This window comes from Hydrogenophaga sp. BPS33 (assembly GCF_009859475.1).
Taxonomy (GTDB): Bacteria; Pseudomonadota; Gammaproteobacteria; order Burkholderiales; family Burkholderiaceae_C; genus Hydrogenophaga.
Genome location: NZ_CP044549.1, coordinates 3,715,143 through 3,733,806, shown reverse-complemented (window position 1 = coordinate 3,733,806; position 18,664 = coordinate 3,715,143). Strand labels below are relative to the sequence as shown.

Here is an 18,664-nt window from a genome sequence, read left to right as displayed (position 1 = left end):
TTTGTTACTAACCGGTCAGTCATTAGTGAGCCTGCCATGAAAACACCGCATTTTGTCCTGTTCGTGAGCATGGCGATGGCCTTGGTGGCCTGTTCGCCGGCCGCGCCGCCCGAAGAGCCGATCCGCTCGGTCAAGCTGCTCACGGTGGGTTTGAGTGGTGTGTTGCTGGCACACGAATACGCGGGAGACGTGCGTGCGCGCACCGAGTCGCGCCTGGGTTTTCGGGTCGGCGGCAAGCTGGTGCAACGACCGGCCGAAGTGGGCCAACGGGTGAAAGCCGGCCAGTTGCTGGCGCAGCTCGACGCGCAGGATCTGGCGCTGTCCAGCCAGGCCGCCCAGGCCCAGGTGAGCGCGGCGCAGACGCAGCGCGATCTGGCGGCGGCCGATCTCAAGCGTTACCAGGATTTGCAGGCGCAAGGCTTCGTGAGCGGTGCTGAGATCCAGCGCCGCCAGGCCACGTTCCAGTCTGCCGAGGCCACGCTGCGCCAGGCCAGGGCGCAGAGCGCGGTGCAGGGCAACCAGGCGGGTTATGCGCGGCTGCTCGCGGATGGCCCGGGCGTGGTGATCGGGGTCGACGCCGAAATTGGCCAGGTGGTTTCGTCAGGCGCCCCGGTGGTGCGCCTGGCGCGCGATGGCGCGCGCGACGTGGTCATCGCCGTGCCCGAAGACCGCGTGGTACAGGTCAAACCCGGTGCACCGGCGCAGGTGCGGCTGTGGGCGGGCCTGGGCGCGGCGGCCGACGCCGCCCCGCTGGAGGCGCGGGTGCGCGAGGTGGCGGCCAGCGCCGACCCGGTCACCCGCACCTACCAGGTCAAGCTCTCTTTGCCCGATGCGGCCGACGTCACCTTGGGCGCGACCGCCTACGTGACGCTCGGCAGCGCGGCGGCGGCACCCGTGGCCATCAAATTGCCCACGACCGCGCTGATGCGTTCCGAGACGGGGGACCGCAAAGGCACCTCGGTGTGGGTGTTCGACGCGGCAGCGGGCACCGTGCAGCCGCGCGAAGTGCAGGTGGCCACCGCGGACGGCAACGATGCCGTGATCGTCGCCGGGCTGAAACCGGGCGAGGAGGTGGTGGCCGCTGGGGTGCACGTGCTCTCGCCCGGCCAGAAGGTGACCCGTTTCGCGGCCCCGGCGACGCAGTGAGGCCCGGCATGCAAGACGCTTCTCCCACGGACGCCGAGCAACCCTCCGCATGGGTCTCGCGCTTCAACCTCTCGCAGTGGGCGCTGGACCACCAGGCCTTCACCCGCTATCTGATGATCGTGCTGATGGTGCTGGGCGTGGCAGCCTACTTCCAGCTCGGCCAGGACGAGGACCCGCCGTTCACCTTCCGTGCCATGGTGGTGCGCGCCTACTGGCCTGGCGCGACCGCGCAGCAAGTGGCCGAGCAGGTGGCCGATCGCATCGAGAAGACGCTGCAGGAGGTGCCCTACGCGGACAAGATCCGCAGCTACTCCAAGCCCGGCGAGTCGCTCATCATCTTCCAGCTCAAGGACTCCTCGCCGCCGCACGAGGTGCCGCAGACCTGGTACACCGCGCGCAAGAAGATCGGCGACATGCGCGGCACACTGCCGCAGGGCGTGGTCGGGCCCTTCTTCAACGACGAGTTCGGCGACGTGTATGGCGTGATCTACGCGCTGCAGGGAGAAGGCTTTTCGCCCGCCGACAAGAAGCTCGTGGCCGACGGCGTGCGCCAGCGGCTGCTGCGCGTGCGCGACGTGAGCAAGGTCGAGCTCTTCGGTGTGCAGGACGAGAAGCTCTACATCGAGATCTCGCAGAAGCGCCTGGCCACGTTGGGCCTGAACCTGCAGCAGGTGTTGGACGCGCTCGGGCAGCAGAACGCGATGGAATCGGCCGGCGCGGTGCAGACACCGCAGGACGTGGTGCAGGTGCGCGTGGGCGGGGCCTTCAACTCGGTGGAGCAACTGCGCGCCATGCCGATCCGCTCGGCCAGCGGCACGCAGATCCGCCTGGGCGATATCGCGCAGATCGCTCTGGGCTACGTCGATCCACCGCAGACGCTGGTGCGCCACGACGGCAAGAGCAGCATCGCGCTAGGCATTTCCATGGCCGAGGGCGGTGACATCATCGCGCTGGGCCAATCGCTCAAGAGCGCGGTGGCCGACATCGAGGCGACATTGCCCGCGGGCATGACGCTGTCGCAGGTGCAGGACCAGCCCAGCGCGGTGACGGGCTCGGTCAACGAGTTCGTGAAGGTGCTGATCGAAGCGGTGGTGATCGTGCTGGCCGTGAGTTTCCTTGCGCTGGGCCTGCACAGGCGCCCGGGCGGCCGAGGCCTGAAGCGCTACGTGCTCGACATGCGCCCTGGCCTGGTGGTGTTCATCACCATTCCACTGGTGCTGGCCATCACCTTCCTGGCGATGAACTACTGGGGTATCGGCCTGCACAAGATCTCGCTGGGCTCGCTGATCATCGCGCTCGGCTTGCTGGTGGACGACGCCATCATCGCGGTGGAGATGATGGTGCGAAAACTGGAGGAAGGCTACAGCATGGTGCGTGCGGCCACCTTCACCTGGGACGCCACGGCCATGCCGATGCTCACGGGCACGCTGATCACGGCGGCCGGTTTCCTGCCGATCGGCCTGGCCAACTCCATGACCGGCGAATACACCTTCGCCATCTTCGCGGTGACCGTGCTCGCGCTGGTGATCTCGTGGGTGGTGGCGGTGCTCTTCGTGCCTTACCTGGGTGTGCTGCTGTTGAAGGTGAAGCCGCATGCCGAAGGGAGCGAGCCGCACGAAGTGTTCGACGGCCCGTTCTACGTGCGCTTTCGCGCCCTGGTCGACGGGTGCGTGCAGCACCGCTGGCTGACCATCGGCGCCACCATCCTCACCTTCGTGCTCGGCATCGCCGGCATGGGCAAGGTGCAGCAGCAGTTCTTTCCCGATTCGAGCCGCCCGGAAATCCTGGTGGACATCTGGCTGCCCGAAGGCAGCAGCATCCGGGCGATGGACGACGTGACGCGCCGACTCGAGGAGCGCCTGTCGAAGGAGACGGGCGTTCGCAGCGTGACGAGCTGGATCGGCTCGGGTGTGCCGCGTTTCTACCTCCCGCTGGACCAGATCTTTCCGCAGACCAACGTGTCGCAACTGATTGTGTTGCCGCAGGATCTGAAGACCCGCGAAAGCCTTCGGCATGCTTTGCCGGCCCTGCTGGCGAGCGAGTTCCCGGAAGTGCGCGGGCGCGTGAAGCTCCTGCCCAACGGACCACCGGTGCCGTATCCGGTGCAGTTCCGCGTCGTCGGCACCGACCCGCAGGTGCTGCGCGGCCTGGCCGACGAGGTGAAGCAGGCCCTGCGCGAGAGCCCGAACATGCGCGGCGTGAACGACAACTGGAACGAGTCGGTGAAGAAACTGCGCCTGGAGGTGGACCAGGCCAAGGCGCGCGCGCTCGGCGTGTCCAGCCAGTCCATCGCGCAGGCCTCGCGCACCTTGCTCTCGGGCACCACGGTGGGCCAGTACCGCGACGGCGACAAGCTCATCGACATCGTGCTGCGCCAACCCCTGGACGAACGCGATGCCATCACCGACCTGGCCGACGCCTACCTGCCCACGGCCAGCGGCCAGGCGATTCCGCTGCTGCAGATCGCCAAGCCGGTGTTCGAATGGGAGCCCGGAGTGCTCTGGCGCGAGAACCGCGACTACGCGATCACCGTGCAGGGCGACGTGGTTGAAGGCCTGCAAGGCGCGACCGTGACGGCCGAGTTGCAGCCCAGACTCAAGACGATCAGCGATGCCTGGGCCGCGCGCGGCCTGGGCGCGTACCACATCGAGGTGGCGGGCGCGGTGGAAGAAAGCAGCAAGGGTTCGTCGTCCATCGTGGCGGGCGTGCCCTTGATGCTGTTCATCGTCTTCACCCTGCTGATGCTGCAACTGCAAAGCTTCAGCCGCTCCCTGCTCGTCTTCCTGACCGGTCCGCTGGGCATGGCCGGGGTGGCGGGTGCGCTGTTGCTGCTCAACCGGCCCTTCGGCTTCGTCGCGCTGTTGGGTGTGATCGCCTTGATGGGCATGATCCAGCGCAACTCGGTGATCCTGATCGACCAGATCGAGCAGGACCGCGCGCGCGGCGTGCCCGCCTGGGACGCCATCGTCGAAGCGGCGGTGCGCCGCATGCGGCCCATCGTGCTGACCGCTGCGGCCGCCGTGCTGGCGATGATCCCCTTGTCCCGCAGCGTGTTCTGGGGCCCGATGGCCGTGGCCATCATGGGCGGCCTGATCGTCGCCACGGTCCTGACCCTGTTGGCGCTGCCCGCGATGTACGCCGCCTGGTTCCGGGTGAAGCGGCCATAAGCTGCCATGGCCGCGCGGCTACAATCTCGGGTTCCCCAGTTGGGACGGATCCGTGGTTTCGCGGTCTTCCCAGCGGGCGCGGGTGGCGAAATTGGTAGACGCACCAGGTTTAGGTCCTGACGCCAGCAATGGTGTGGGGGTTCGAGTCCCCCCCCGCGCACCACCTCACAGACAGACGACGAACGCTTCACGGGTTGGCCAGACAGGCTGGTCGACCGACACCTATTGGAGATTTTCATGACCGTAACCGTTGAAACCCTGGAAAAGCTCGAGCGCAAGATCACGCTCACGCTGCCAGCCGATGTGATCCAGAACGAGGTGTCCAGCCGCCTCAAGCGCATCGCGCGCGACGTGAAGATGGATGGCTTCCGTCCGGGCAAGGTGCCGATGAACGTCGTGGCCCAGCGCTATGGCTATTCGGTGCACTACGAAGTCATGAACGACAAGGTGGGCGAGGCTTTCGCCAGCGCGGCCAACGAAGCGCAGCTGCGCGTGGCCGGCCAGCCCAAGATCACCGAGAAGGAAGGCGCGCCCGAAGGCCAACTGACCTTCGACGCGGTGTTCGAGGTGTACCCCGAAGTGAAGATCGAAGACCTGTCTAGCGCCACCGTGGAGAAGGTGTCCGCCGAAGTCGACGACGCCGCCATCGACCGCACGGTTGAAATCCTGCGCAAGCAGCGCCGTACCTTCGCCCAACGCGCGCAGGACCAGGCCGCCCAGGATGGCGACCGCGCCACCATCGACTTCGCCGGCAAGATCGACGGCGAACCCTTCGAAGGCGGCAAGGCCGAGGCGTTCCAGTTCATCGTCGGCGATGGCCAGATGCTCAAGGAATTCGAAGACGCCGTGCGTGGCATGAAGACCGGCGAGTCCAAGACCTTCCCGCTGGCGTTCCCCGCCGACTACCACGGCAAGGACGTGGCCGGCAAAACCGCCGACTTCCTGGTGACCGTCAACAAGCTGGAAGCCGCCAACCTGCCGGCGGTGGACGAAGCCCTGGCCAAGGCGCTGGGCATCGCCGACGGCACGGTCGAAGGCCTGCGCGCCGACATCCGCAAGAACCTGGAGCGCGAAGTCAAGTTCCGCCTGCAGGCCCGTAACAAACAAGCCGTGATGGACGCCCTGGTCTCCAAGGCCGAGCTCGACCTGCCCAATTCGGTCGTGCAAGCCGAGATGGACCGCCTGGTGGAAGGCGCGCGCGCCGACCTGAAGCAGCGCGGCGTGAAGGATGCCGACAAGGCCCCGATCCCCGAAGAGCTGTTCAAACCGCAAGCCGAGCGCCGCGTGCGCCTGGGCCTGGTGGTGGCCGAACTGGTGCGCGCCAATGACCTGCAGGCCAAGCCCGAGCAGATCAAGGCCCACATCGACGAACTGGCTGCTTCCTACGAGAAGCCCGCCGACGTGGTGCGCTGGTACACCGGCGACAACCGCCGCATGGCCGAAGTCGAAGCCATCGTGATCGAGAACAACGTCACCGAGTTCGTGCTCTCCAAGGCACAGGTCACCGAGAAGGCGGTGAACTTCGACGAGTTGATGGCGCAACAGGCCTGATCGAACGCGTCGCACCGTGACGGAGCAGGGCGGAGCGATCCGCCCTTTCTTTTTTCAGATCCTCCCCCATCTGTGATCACCTGCAGCCCTGTGGCCGTTCCGGTTTTCCGGCCAGTCCGGCCCCAGGGGCATCGGCGGGTTGGTTACAGTAGTTAAATAGTGGGTTCAATACTTGGAGAAACGCATGAGCGCAATGGACATTCAAGGTTTGGGCATGGTGCCCATGGTCATCGAGCAGTCGGGCCGCGGCGAGCGTTCGTACGACATTTATTCGCGCCTGTTGAAAGAGCGCGTGATCTTCCTGGTGGGGGAGGTGAACGACCAGACCGCCAACCTGGTGGTAGCCCAGTTGCTTTTCCTGGAGAGCGAGAACCCGGACAAGGACATCTCGTTCTACATCAACTCCCCCGGTGGCAGCGTGACCGCCGGCATGGCGATCTACGACACCATGAATTTCATCAAGCCCGATGTGTCCACGCTGTGCTGCGGCTTCGCGGCGAGCATGGGCGCGTTCCTGCTGGCCGCTGGTGCCAAGGGCAAGCGCTTCTCGCTGCCCAACTCCAAGGTCATGATCCACCAGGTGCTGGGTGGTGCGCGCGGTCAGGCGACCGACATCGAAATCCACGCCCGCGACATCCTTCGCACGAAAGACCAGATGAACCGCATCCTGGCCGAGCGCACGGGACAGCCCCTGGAAAAGATCCAGCACGACACCGAGCGCGATTACTTTCTGACGGCACCGGAAGCGCAGGAATATGGCCTGATCGACAAAGTGATCGAGAAGCGCCCCAGCGCGGTCTGAGGCCCCTCAAGCCCCGAAGACGGTATGAAATGGGCTGGTTATTGCCCATTTTGGCCTCCCGGGGCTTGATCTATCATTGTTCTTACCTCGTTTTTCGCCCTGAGACCTCAGACATATGGCCGACAAAAAAGGCACCACCAGTGAAAAAGCGCTCTACTGCTCGTTCTGCGGCAAGAGCCAGCACGAGGTCAAGAAGCTGATCGCCGGTCCCTCGGTGTTCATCTGCGACGAATGCATCGACCTGTGCAACGACATCATCCGCGATGAGTTGCCCGGCCTCGAAGCGGTCAAGGCCTCGGGTGATGAGGTTCCGACGCCTGCGCAGCTCAAGAGCAACCTCGACAACTACGTGATCGGCCAGCAGCAGGCCAAGCGCGCGCTGGCGGTCGCGGTCTACAACCACTACAAGCGCCTGCGCCACAAGCAGAACGCCCGCAAGGACGATGTGGAACTGGCCAAGAGCAACATCCTGCTGATCGGCCCCACGGGCTCTGGCAAGACGCTGCTGGCCCAGACCATGGCGCGCATGCTCAACGTGCCTTTCGTGATGGCCGATGCCACCACGCTGACCGAAGCCGGCTATGTGGGCGAGGACGTGGAAAACATCGTGGCCAAGCTGCTGCAGAGCTGCAACTACGACGTCGAACGTGCCCAGCAAGGCATTGTCTACATCGACGAAATCGACAAGATCACACGCAAGTCCGACAACCCCTCCATCACGCGCGACGTGTCGGGCGAGGGCGTGCAGCAGGCCTTGCTCAAGCTCATCGAGGGCACCATGGCTTCGGTGCCGCCGCAGGGTGGGCGCAAGCACCCGAACCAGGATTTCCTGCAGGTGGACACCACCAACATCCTGTTCATTTGTGGCGGCGCGTTTGCGGGCCTGGAAAAGATCATCGAAAACCGCACCGAAGCTTCGGGCATCGGTTTTGGGGCGCTGGTGAAAAGCAAACAGCAGCGCAGCATCACCGAGGCTTTCAAGGAAATCGAGCCCGAGGACCTGATCAAGTTCGGACTGATTCCCGAGCTCGTCGGTCGCGTCCCCGTGATCGCCGCTTTGGCGGAACTCAGCGAAGACGCTCTGGTCGAAATTCTCACCGAGCCCAAGAACGCCGTGGTCAAGCAGTTTTCCCGCTTGCTGTCCATGGAAGGGGCAGAGCTGGAAGTGCGGCCTGGCGCGCTCAAGGCCATCGCCCGCAAGGCACTCGCGCGCAAGACCGGCGCACGCGGTTTGCGATCGATCCTGGAAAACGCGCTGATCGACACCATGTTCGATCTGCCCGGTATGAGCAATGTCGAGAAGGTGGTGGTGGATGAATCGACCATCGATGAAAACAAGCCGCCCCTGCTGGTGTACCGCGAAGCGGCCAAGCAGGCTTGAACGGTTGCCGGCCAGGCTTTTCTGGTCTGCCGGCACCGTCACGGATGCGTCCGGTTGAGATCGCCCGCACCGACCCCATTTACCCGTCCTAGTCGAGGTTGAAATGTCCGGACAAACCCCATTGCCCAGTACGTCGATTGAACTTCCGCTGTTGCCCTTGCGCGACGTGGTGGTGTTTCCGCATATGGTCATTCCGCTCTTTGTCGGGCGGCCCAAGAGCATCAAGGCGCTGGAAGCGGCCATGGAATCCGAGCGCCGCATCATGCTGGTGGCGCAGAAAGCCGCAGCCAAGGACGAGCCCTCGACCGAAGACATGTTCGAGATGGGTTGTGTCGCCACGATCCTTCAAATGCTCAAGTTGCCCGATGGCACGGTCAAGGTGCTGGTCGAAGGCTTGCAGCGCGCCAAGGTGCTCGATATCCGCGATGGCGAGAGCCATTTCGTGGCCAATGTGACGCCGGTCGACCCTGTCGCGGAGCAGAGCAACCTGCAGGTCAACGAGCTCGAAGCCCTGCGGCGCGCGGTGATGCAGCAGTTTGACCAGTACGTCAAACTCAACAAGAAGATCCCTTCGGAAATCCTCACTTCGATCTCCAGCATCGACGACGCCGGTCGCCTGGCCGACACCATCGCGGCCCACCTGCCGCTCAAGCTGGAGTCCAAGCAGGTCGTGCTCGATCTCGACCAGATCAACAAGCGCCTGGAGAACCTGTTCGAGCAGCTCGAGCGCGAGGTGGACATCCTCAACGTCGACAAGAAGATCCGTGGTCGCGTGAAGCGCCAGATGGAGAAGAACCAGCGCGACTTCTACCTCAACGAACAGGTCAAGGCGATCCAGAAGGAACTGGGCGAAGGCGAAGAGGGCGCGGACATCGAGGAGATCGAGAAAAAGATCAAGCTGGCCAAGATGCCCGCCGAAGCGCGCAAGAAGGCCGATGCCGAGTTCAAGAAGCTCAAGCTGATGTCGCCCATGTCGGCCGAGGCGACGGTGGTGCGCAACTACATCGATGCCCTGGTCGGCTTGCCGTGGAGCAAGAAGACCAAGATCAAGCACGATCTGGCGCATGCCGAGGCGGTGCTCAACGAAGACCACTATGGCTTGGAGAAGGTCAAGGACCGTATCCTCGAGTACCTTGCGGTGCAACAGCGCGTGGACAAGGTCAAGGCACCCATCCTCTGCCTGGTCGGGCCACCCGGTGTGGGCAAGACCTCGCTGGGTCAGTCCGTGGCCAAGGCCACGGGTCGCAAATACGTGCGCATGGCGCTCGGCGGCATGCGCGACGAGGCCGAGATCCGCGGTCACCGCCGCACGTACATCGGCGCGATGCCGGGCAAGGTGTTGCAGAGCCTGAACAAGGTGGGCACGCGCAACCCCTTGTTCCTGCTCGACGAAATCGACAAGCTCGGTACCGACTTCCGTGGCGATCCATCGAGCGCGCTGCTGGAGGTGTTGGACCCCGAGCAGAACCACACGTTTGGGGATCATTACATCGAGGTTGATTTCGACCTGTCCGATGTGATGTTCGTCGCGACGTCGAACTCCATGAACATTCCACCGGCCCTGCTGGACCGCATGGAAGTGATTCGCCTCTCGGGTTACACCGAGGAGGAAAAGACCAATATCGCGATCCGCTACCTGCTGCCCAAGCAGCTCAAGAACAACGGCATTCGCGAAGGCGAGTTGACGGTGGAAAACGATGCGGTGCGCGACATCGTTCGCTACTACACGCGTGAGGCTGGCGTGCGTTCGCTGGAACGCGAGCTGTCCAAGATCTGCCGCAAGGTAGTCAAGGGTTTGCTGCTCAAGAAGTACACGCCGACGGTGGTGGTGAATACCGAAAATCTCAGCGAGTTTCTTGGTGTGCGCAAGTACAGCTACGGCCGCGCCGAAGCCACCAACCAGGTGGGTCAGGTGGTGGGGCTGGCCTGGACGGAAGTGGGCGGCGATCTGCTCACCATCGAGGTCGCGATCATGCCCGGCAAGGGGGTGATCACGCGCACGGGTTCGCTCGGTGATGTGATGAAGGAGTCTGTTGAAGCCGCCCGCACCGTGGTGCGCAGCCGCGCGCGCGTGCTGGGCATCAAGGACGAACAGTTCGACAAGCGCGACATTCACATCCACGTCCCCGACGGCGCGACACCCAAGGATGGTCCGAGCGCGGGTGCGGCCATGACCACGGCGTTGGTGTCGGCCATCACAGGCATTCCGGTGCGTGCCGATGTCGCGATGACGGGCGAGATCACGTTGCGCGGAGAAGTGACGGCCATCGGTGGTTTGAAAGAGAAGCTACTGGCCGCATTGCGTGGCGGGATCAAGACCGTGATCATTCCGGAAGAAAACGTGAAGGACCTGGCCGAGATTCCGGACAACGTGAAGCAAGGTCTTGAGATCGTGCCCGTGAAATGGATCGACAAGGTGCTCGCGATCGCGCTGGAACGCCAGCCTGTTCCGCTGACCGAAGAGGAAGTTGCTGCGCAGATTGCGGCCGCTAGTGTGAGCAAGCCGGCTGCTGCTTCTGACGCGGTCAAACATTGAATGAAAAAATGACGCTGCCTTGAAAGAGCGTCATTTTTCAGGTTAGAATCCTGGCTTACCGACGAACATCGGTAGACGCAAACCAAGCGGTAAAAATGCGGGAATAGCTCAGTTGGTAGAGCGCAACCTTGCCAAGGTTGAGGTCGCGAGTTCGAATCTCGTTTCCCGCTCCAAATTCAAAAGGGAAGCTTCTGCTTCCCTTTTTTGTCAGGGTTCAAGTCGGTGCTTTGGTGTGCCGACTTTGATGGCGCGATAGCAAAGCGGTTATGCCCCGGATTGCAAATCCGGTTAGTCCGGTTCGACTCCGGATCGCGCCTCCAGATACCGGAACGCAACCGGAAAATTGCGGGAATAGCTCAGTTGGTAGAGCGCAACCTTGCCAAGGTTGAGGTCGCGAGTTCGAATCTCGTTTCCCGCTCCACATTCTCAAAGGGACGCTTCGGCTTCCCTTTTTTGTTGGCCCGCCGATCGCGGGTTTTTTTTCGTCCTTTGCGCGCGCGATCCAGCTGTGGGTGGCGTGGTCTGTCTTCTCCCCAGCAACTGTGCCCAAGCTTGTGGATAAGCGCAGGAACAACCGCCGCAGGCCGCGGCCTGCCTGGCTTGCAACGGCTTGCCACAAAAATGGGCATGCGCGCAACGGCCACTCAACGGCCCATTCGTGTCTTGCGTTGCAGCAGTTGCGTGATGGCCTGGGCCGCTTCCAGCAGCGGTGGGAGCAGCTGCTCCTGCACCGCACGCGCGTTGGTGCGGTTGGCCTGGCCGCTGAGGTTGATGGCTGCGTTCACGCGGCCGTCCGCGCCCTGGATGGGCGCTGCGACCGAGATCAAACCTTCTTCCAGTTCCTGATCGACCACACTCCAGCCTTGTCGGCGCACTTGATGGATGCGCTTGAGCAAGGTCGTGGTGTCGGTCACGGTGTGTCGCGTCAACGCGGTGCGGGGTGATTCTTCAAGGCGGCGCAGGATGTCTTCGTCATCGAGTTGTGCCAGCAGCACGCGACCGAGCGACGTGCAGAACGCGGGCAGGCGCGAGCCGATGCCCAGCGAGATCTTCATGATCTTCTGCGTGGGCACACGCATGACGTACACGATGTCCGCCCCATCGAGCACGGCGATCGAGCTCGATTCGCTGACACGGTCCACCAGCGCCTGCACCACGGGTTCGGCCAGATCCCAGATGGGCATGGACGAGAGATACGCGAAGCCCAGTTCGAGGATGCGCGGTGTCAGGCGAAACCATTTGCCATCGCCCTCGACGTAGCCCAGGGTTTGCAGCGTGAGCAGGATGCGCCGCGCGCCCGCGCGCGTGAGGCCCGAGCGCTCGGCCACTTCGCTCAAGGTCTGCTCGGGCGCGTTTGCGCTGAAGCTGCGCACCACCTGCAGACCGCGCGCAAAAGACTGGACATAGGTGTCGCCGGGACGGGGTGGTGCGGCTTTGGAGGAAGAGGGCATGGTCAGGAGACGGGAAGTTTTCTATAATTCTTATTATGAACAAATGTTCGCTGTACGAACAGACTGCGAACAGATGCCCGTGACGCCTAGAAAGGACTCCCGATGATCAACAAACTGGCCGACTCGATCGAGACGGCTTTGGCAGACACCGCCGACGGCGCGACCGTGCTCATTGGCGGCTTTGGTACGTCGGGCATTCCCAATGAACTCATCGATGGCCTGATCGCCCATGGCGCGCGCGACCTGACCGTGGTGAACAACAACGCCGGCAATGGCGACACGGGCTTGGCCGCGTTGCTCAAGGCCGGCCGCGTGCGCAAGGTGATCTGCAGTTTTCCGCGCCAGGTGGACAGCCACGTGTTCGACGGCCTCTACCGCAGCGGCGCGCTCGAACTCGAACTGGTGCCGCAAGGCAACCTGGCCGAGCGCTTGCGCGCTGCGGGTGCCGGCATCGGCGGCTTCTTCACGCCCACGGGCTATGGCACCGAGCTGGCCAAGGGCAAGGAAACGCGCATCATCGATGGCAAAGGCTATGTGTTCGAAACGCCGATCCATGGCGACCTCGCGCTCATCAAGGCCGAACGTGGCGACCGCTGGGGCAACCTCACGTACCGCAAGGCCGCGCGCAACTTCGGCCCGGTGATGGCCATGGCCGCGCGCAAGACGGTGGCCACCGTGCACGAGATCGCCGAACTCGGCGAGCTCGATCCTGAAATCGTCATCACCCCCGGCATTCACGTGAGCCAGGTCGTGCGCATCGAACGCACGGTCACGCGCGCCGGCGGCTTCAAGGCCGCAGCCTGAACGAGGACCTTCCCATGACTTACACACGACGCACCAAAGTCGAGCTGGCCCAACGCGTGGCGCGCGACATCCACGACGGCGCCTACGTCAATCTGGGCATCGGCCAACCCACGCTGGTGGCCAACCATCTTCCACCTGGCATCGAGGTGGTGTTGCACAGCGAGAACGGCATCCTCGGCATGGGGCCCGCGCCAGCCGCTGGCGAAGAGGATTACGACCTCATCAACGCCGGCAAGCAGCCGGTGACCTTGCTGCCTGGCGGCAGCTTCTTTCACCATGCCGACAGCTTCGGCATGATGCGCGGTGGCCATATCGACATCTGTGTGCTCGGCGCCTTCCAGGTGTCTGCCACGGGCGATCTGGCCAACTGGAGCACGGGCGAACCCGACGCGATTCCCGCCGTCGGCGGCGCCATGGACCTTGCCGTGGGCGCGCGCCAGACCTGGGTCATGATGGACCTGCTCACCAAGCAGGGCCAGAGCAAGTTGGTGCAGCAGTGCAGTTACCCGCTCACCGGCGTGGCCTGCGTCAAGCGCGTGTATTCCGACCTGGCCACGCTCGAATGCACGCCTCAGGGCCTGCGCCTGATCGACACGGTGGACGGCCTGGATCGCGCAGAACTCGAACGTCTGATCGGCCTGCCCGTGGCAGCTTGACCCAAACACACCTCTCAACCTTTGCAGCAACCCCGGAGACGACATGACCCAACGCCAAGCCTTCATCTGCGACGCCATCCGCACCCCCTTCGGCCGCTACGGCGGCGCGCTCAGCAGCGTGCGCACCGACAACCTCGGTGCCGTGCCGCTCAAGGCGCTGATGGCGCGCAACCCCGGCGTGGACTGGGCCGCGATCACCGACGTGATCTACGGTTGCGCCAACCAGGCCGGTGAAGACAACCGCAACGTCGCGCGCATGGCCGCGCTGCTCGCGGGCCTGCCGATGGATGTGCCGGGCGCCACCATCAACCGCCTCTGCGGCTCGGGTCTGGATGCGCTGGGTACCGCCGCGCGCGCCATCAAGTCGGGCGAAGCCACGTTGATGATCGCCGGTGGCGTGGAGAGCATGAGCCGCGCGCCCTTCGTCATGCCCAAGGCCGAGAGCGCCTTCAGCCGCAACAACGCGGTGTACGACACCACGATCGGCTGGCGTTTCGTCAACCCGCTGATGAAGGCGCAGTACGGCGTGGACGCGATGCCCGAAACCGCCGAGAACGTGGCGACCGACTTCAAGATCGAGCGCGAGGCACAGGACCGCATGGCCATGGCCAGCCAGCTCAAGGCCGTGGCCGCGCAGAAGGCCGGCCATCTGGCCGCCGAGATCACGCCCGTGACCATTCCGCAGAAGAAGGGCGATGCGATCGTGGTGGACAAGGACGAGCACCCGCGCGAAACCAGCCTGGAAGCGCTGGCGAAGTTGAAGGGTGTGGTGCGCCCCGATGGCACGGTGACGGCCGGCAACGCCAGCGGCGTGAACGACGGCGCTTGTGCGCTGCTACTGGCCGATGAAGCCACGGCCGCGAAACACGGTCTCACGCCCAAGGCCCGAGTGGTGGGCATGGCCACCGCCGGTCTGGCGCCGCGCATCATGGGCATGGGCCCGGCGCCGGCCACGCGCAAGGTGTTGGAACTCACCGGCCTGTCGCTGGCGCAAATGGACGTGATCGAACTCAACGAAGCTTTTGCCGCCCAAGGTCTGGCGGTCTTGCGCGATCTCGGCTTGAAGGACGACGATGCCCGCGTGAACCAATGGGGAGGCGCCATCGCGCTGGGACATCCGCTGGGTGCCAGCGGTGCGCGCCTGGCCACCACTGCGACCAGCCAGCTGCACCGCATCGGTGGCCGCTATGCGCTGTGCACGATGTGCATCGGCGTGGGGCAGGGCATCGCGGTGATCCTGGAAAAGGTCTAAGCGGGAGGACCGGGCCGCACCGAGCGCACGGATCCGTCATGGCCTCGTTCGCGCCCATCCGTTCGGTCGAGCGCGCGCTCGACGTGCTGCTGGCCTTGAACCGCGGCCCGATCAGCACGCTCGACCAGCTGTACCAGCAGACGCGCATTCCCAAGCCGACGTTGGTGCGGCTGCTGGAGACCTTGCAGAAGCGGGGCATGGTGGCGCGCGCGCCGCAGTACGGCGCGTACAGCCTGTCGTCGGGCGTGAAGATGCTGTCCGCGGGTTACCACGGCGAGCCACGCATCGTGGAAGCGGCCGCCGCGCCGGCCAACGCGCTCACGCGCAAGATCAAGTGGCCGCTGGCGGTGGCGGTGCCCGACTACGACGCGGTGGTGGTGCGCTACAGCACCATCCCCGATTCGCCGCTGTCGCTGCTGCACTCGACCATCAACATGCGCCTCTCGCTCGTGGGGCGCGCCATGGGCCGCGCCTACCTGGCGTTTTGCGGACGCGAGGAGCGGCGTGCGCTGCTCGACATCCTGAACCTCTCCAGCAGCGAGGAAGATGCTTCGGCGAAGGACCGGCCTGCCATGCTCGCCACCTTGAAGAAGATCCGCCAGCAGGGCTATGCGCTGCGTGCGCCGGGCATCCGACCGGTCTCGGGCACGCTGGCCGTGCCGGTGATGGAGGGGCAGCGCGTGGTCGCGACCCTGGGCATGACCTGGATCGCCTCCGCGGTCAGCAACGAGCAGGCGGTGGAGCGTTACCTGGAGCCGCTGCAGGGCTTGTCGCGCCTCATCAGCACGCGGCTGGTGAATCTATGACACCCCCCTGCGCCGCTGCGCGGCTTCCCCCCTCTCTTGCGCGCCTTCGGCGCTTGGAGGGGGGACGGCATCTTGGGCCGGCGCAGCCGTCCCTCGATGCCTCTGGATGGGGGCATGCTCGCCGGAGCATTCGAAGCTCCCCCCTGCGCCGCTCGCGGCTTCCCTCCTCTCTGGCGCGCCTTCGGCGCTTGGAGGGGGGGACGATGCCAGAGGCCCGGCAAAGCCGGTTCCTCGGCATCTCTGGAACAAGGCACGCTCGCCGAAACATTGAAAGTCCTCATCCATGAACTCCGTCTCAACCTCACATCCCCGCCGCATCGGCATCGTCGGTGCCGGCGCGGTCGGCGGCCATGTGGCGGCCCGCCTGGCGCTCGCGGGGCACCAGGTCACGCTGCTGGCGCGCGGCGCTACCCTGGAGGCGGTGCGTGCGCATGGCCTGCGCTATGCCACGGGCGGCCAGGCCTCCCAACGTGTCGAGGTGCGCGCCGAAGCGACGCCGCAGGCCATGGGCGCTCAAGATCTCGTGATCCTCGCGCTGAAGTCACAGGCCTTGCCCACGGTGGTGCCTACGCTTGGCCCCATGCTCGCTGCCGACACACCCGTGCTGACCCTGAACAACGGCTTGCCCTGGTGGTACTTCCTGGTGCCGGGGCAGGCCCTCGAAGGACAGCGTCTCGCGCGCGTGGACCCGTTGGGCGAGACCGAGCGCGCCGTGGACATCTCGCGCGTGCTGGGCGGCACGATCATGACCTCGTGCCATTGCCCCGAGCCTGGGGTGGTGGTGCACAGCGCGGGCGCGCGCCTCGCACTGGGCGAGCCCGGTGGCGGTTTGAGCGAACGCGCCGCGTTGTGGAGCGGTGTGCTGGCCGACGCGGGCCTGGGCGCGGTGGCCAGCCCGCAGATCCGCGTCGACATCTGGCTCAAGCTGCTGGGCAACATCTGCGCGAACCCATTGAGCCTGCTGACCGGCGTGACCACCGACCGCATGATCGACGACCCGGGCGTGCGCAGCCTGTTCGCGGCCATGATGGAGGAGTGCATCGCGCTGGGCCGCCGCCTCGGCCTGACGCTGGACACCACGACCGAACAGCGCATGGCGCAGACGCGCCAGCTCGGCGCCATCCGCAGCTCCATGCTGCAGGACCTGGAGGCCGGTCGCAGCGTGGAGCTCGACGCCATTCTTGGCGCGCCGATCGAGTGCGCGCAAGCGGTGGGCCAACCGGTGCCGCGCCTGCAGGAGGTGTTTGCGCTGGCTTGTTTGCGGGCAGAGGGCGCCGGCCTGTACCCCTGAAGCGCCTGTCTCAGGCTTTCCCGAGCAATGCCGCCCAGCGCTCCTGCTCGTGCCTGACATAGGCGATGTACTCGGCGCCCGTTCGCAGGTCGGGCGTTCCCCCTTGGCTGAGGAAACCTTCCACGATGGCCGGCGAGCGCAGCGCCGCATGAATCTGCGCCTGCAGCGCCTTCTGCCTGCTGGCCGGGAACGATGCCGGCGCCACCACACAGTAGCCGCCGTCCGCCACGACGTCGGGCAGGCCGCACTCGGGCGCCGTCGGCACATCGGGCAGGCCGTGGGCGCGGTCGTGGCCGGCGATCATCAAGGGTTGTACGGCATGGCTGCGGATGGCGTCCATCACGCTTCCGCCCACTTCCGCGAACAACACGTCGAGCCGGCCGCGCACCAGGTCGACCATTGCAGGCACCAGTCCGTCGTAGTGGCGCGACAGCATGCGCGTTTCGGTGCGCTTCTGGAACAGCTCGGGCAGCACGGCGAGCGGCCCACGGGCAATGGCCGCGGTGGTGAAACCGTCGGGGCGCAGCCGGACCTGCGCGATGAGTTCGGCGAGCGTGCTGGCCGCCACGTGTTTTCCCACCAGCAGCACGTTGGGGATTCGGACCAGGCCACTCAGGCACGTGATGTCGCTGAAGACATCGAACAATTCGTCTTGGTTCAGCAGGCGGTCAAACACCGTCGCGCCAGTGCCGGCCAGGCCAATGGTGCAGCCATCGGCCACCGAACGCGTGACCCGGTGCACCCCGAGCACACCGCCCAGGCCGATCACATTTTCGACATCCACGGGCTGCCCCATCACCTTGGCCAGCGCCACGGCGAAGCTGCGGCCGAAGCGGTCGGCCGGCCCGCTGGAATGGAAGGGAACGACCAGCGTCGTGCGCTGGCGCGACGAGGTGCTCGTTCCCCCGTTCGGGTCGACCAGCGCGCCCGCCGCCCGTTCGACCACGGGAGACAGCGCTGTGTTGCGCCGCGTGACCAGCGAGACCGTGCGCTCGAAGCCAGGCGTGAGCGGGATCGCTTTCACGCCGGGCCCGTCCGCGCGCGCCAACGTGGCATGGTCGCCGCCGGGCAGCACGGCCACGCCGACTTGCCCGGACACCAGGGCCATCGCCATCGCGACTTGCGTCACCTCCTGCGCCTCTGCCGTCGCGACGTCGTGCGTGTGCAGAAAGCGGTCCAACTGGAACCGGCCCCCGGCCGATGCGTCGAGAAGGACCAATTTCTCGTAGCGCAGCGATGCGGCGCTCACATACGACCGGCGCGCGAACGGGTGCTGCAGGCTGCAATACACGAAGTAGGGCTCGGTGAGCAGGGCGGTGCCGCTGAGCTCGCTGGGCAGGCCGTCGCCCACGACGAGGCCGAGCTCGGCCGTGCCGCGCATGACGCCCTCCAGCACATCGGCATGCGGCTGCTCGCGCAGCTGCAACCGGATGTCGGGCCACGCGCGCTGCATCGCCGTGATGCGCCCGGGCAGGAAGTCGCCGCCGACCGATTGGCTGCATGCCAGCCGCACCACGCCGCGCGTGGCCGAGGCTTCGGTCTTGGCTTGTGACAGCACACGCTCCAGATGGTCGAGCGCCTCGCGCAGCGGCCCGACCAGCCGCCGACCCGCATCGCTCAGCACCACTTGCCGCGTGGTCCGGTCCACCAACGGGATCTCCAGCGCTTCTTCCAGGGTGCGCAACGACTGGCTGACGGCCGACTGCGTCAGGCCGATGGCGTTGGCCGTGGCACTGAAGCTGCCGGTTTCGCCGACCGAGAGCAGCACGCGCAGTTGGCGCAGAGAGACGTATTGAGACGCAATGGTCATGAACTTCTTCT

Annotated in this window: 13 protein-coding genes and 4 tRNA genes; 15 read left to right on the top strand and 2 right to left on the bottom strand. The window is 65.3% G+C overall.

Annotated features, from left to right (window positions below; translation table 11 throughout):
- Window positions 1-36: 36 nt before the first annotated feature.
- The 10 genes from F9K07_RS17425 to F9K07_RS17380 all read left to right on the top strand — a co-directional run bounded on the left by F9K07_RS17425 (window position 37) and on the right by F9K07_RS17380 (window position 11,004).
- Entirely contained in the window at window positions 37-1,146 is a 1,110-nt protein-coding gene (locus F9K07_RS17425; protein WP_159594626.1) for an efflux RND transporter periplasmic adaptor subunit, read from the top strand.
- An 8-nt stretch (window positions 1,147-1,154) separates the two neighbouring features.
- The gene (locus F9K07_RS17420) at window positions 1,155-4,313 is read left to right on the top strand and encodes an efflux RND transporter permease subunit (RefSeq protein ID WP_159594625.1); all 3,159 of its coding nucleotides are present in this window, start codon (window positions 1,155-1,157) and stop codon (window positions 4,311-4,313) included.
- Between the two features lie 76 nt (window positions 4,314-4,389).
- A tRNA-Leu gene (locus F9K07_RS17415) sits at window positions 4,390-4,476 on the top strand.
- 74 nt (window positions 4,477-4,550) lie between these two features.
- Window positions 4,551-5,864 carry a trigger factor gene (gene tig, locus F9K07_RS17410; protein ID WP_159594624.1) on the top strand — a complete coding sequence of 438 codons (1,314 nt, stop codon included), beginning with the start codon at window positions 4,551-4,553 and terminating at the stop codon, window positions 5,862-5,864.
- Window positions 5,865-6,048: 184 nt separating this feature from the next.
- Window positions 6,049-6,666, top strand: coding sequence for an ATP-dependent Clp endopeptidase proteolytic subunit ClpP (gene clpP, locus F9K07_RS17405; protein WP_159594623.1), 618 nt, complete (start codon window positions 6,049-6,051; stop codon window positions 6,664-6,666).
- 115 nt (window positions 6,667-6,781) lie between these two features.
- Window positions 6,782-8,047 (top strand): ATP-dependent Clp protease ATP-binding subunit ClpX, encoded by a 1,266-nt coding sequence (gene clpX, locus F9K07_RS17400; protein WP_159594622.1) that lies wholly within the window; start codon window positions 6,782-6,784, stop codon window positions 8,045-8,047.
- Between the two features lie 103 nt (window positions 8,048-8,150).
- Window positions 8,151-10,583, top strand: a complete 2,433-nt coding sequence (gene lon, locus F9K07_RS17395) for an endopeptidase La (RefSeq protein WP_159594621.1) — start codon at window positions 8,151-8,153, stop codon at window positions 10,581-10,583.
- 97 nt (window positions 10,584-10,680) lie between these two features.
- A tRNA-Gly gene (locus tag F9K07_RS17390) sits at window positions 10,681-10,756 on the top strand.
- Between the two features lie 73 nt (window positions 10,757-10,829).
- A tRNA-Cys gene (locus F9K07_RS17385) sits at window positions 10,830-10,903 on the top strand.
- A 25-nt stretch (window positions 10,904-10,928) separates the two neighbouring features.
- A tRNA-Gly gene (locus tag F9K07_RS17380) sits at window positions 10,929-11,004 on the top strand.
- A gap of 223 nt (window positions 11,005-11,227) precedes the next feature.
- On the opposite strand, the gene F9K07_RS17375 is transcribed toward F9K07_RS17380, so the two are convergent.
- On the bottom strand, window positions 11,228-12,034 hold the full coding sequence (locus F9K07_RS17375) for an IclR family transcriptional regulator domain-containing protein (RefSeq protein ID WP_159594620.1): 807 nt from the start codon (window positions 12,032-12,034) through the stop codon (window positions 11,228-11,230).
- Between the two features lie 102 nt (window positions 12,035-12,136).
- Here F9K07_RS17375 and F9K07_RS17370 point away from each other — a divergent pair, with 102 nt between their 5' ends.
- The 5 genes from F9K07_RS17370 to F9K07_RS17350 all read left to right on the top strand — a co-directional run bounded on the left by F9K07_RS17370 (window position 12,137) and on the right by F9K07_RS17350 (window position 16,843).
- On the top strand, window positions 12,137-12,838 hold the full coding sequence (locus F9K07_RS17370) for a 3-oxoacid CoA-transferase subunit A (protein WP_159594619.1): 702 nt from the start codon (window positions 12,137-12,139) through the stop codon (window positions 12,836-12,838).
- Between the two features lie 14 nt (window positions 12,839-12,852).
- Complete coding sequence (locus F9K07_RS17365; protein ID WP_159594618.1) at window positions 12,853-13,494, top strand: 3-oxoacid CoA-transferase subunit B; 642 nt, start codon at window positions 12,853-12,855, stop codon at window positions 13,492-13,494.
- 43 nt (window positions 13,495-13,537) lie between these two features.
- A complete protein-coding gene (gene pcaF / locus F9K07_RS17360; RefSeq protein WP_159594617.1) occupies window positions 13,538-14,746 on the top strand; it encodes a 3-oxoadipyl-CoA thiolase in 1,209 nt (402 codons plus the stop codon).
- 38 nt (window positions 14,747-14,784) lie between these two features.
- Window positions 14,785-15,552 (top strand): DNA-binding transcriptional regulator, encoded by a 768-nt coding sequence (locus F9K07_RS17355; RefSeq protein ID WP_159594616.1) that lies wholly within the window; start codon window positions 14,785-14,787, stop codon window positions 15,550-15,552.
- 283 nt (window positions 15,553-15,835) lie between these two features.
- Window positions 15,836-16,843 carry a ketopantoate reductase family protein gene (locus tag F9K07_RS17350; RefSeq protein ID WP_159594615.1) on the top strand — a complete coding sequence of 336 codons (1,008 nt, stop codon included), beginning with the start codon at window positions 15,836-15,838 and terminating at the stop codon, window positions 16,841-16,843.
- A 10-nt stretch (window positions 16,844-16,853) separates the two neighbouring features.
- Here the strand turns inward: F9K07_RS17350 and F9K07_RS17345 are convergent, their stop codons facing one another.
- Window positions 16,854-18,653, bottom strand: a complete 1,800-nt coding sequence (locus F9K07_RS17345) for a tripartite tricarboxylate transporter substrate-binding protein (RefSeq protein ID WP_159594614.1) — start codon at window positions 18,651-18,653, stop codon at window positions 16,854-16,856.
- Window positions 18,654-18,664 lie beyond the last annotated feature (11 nt).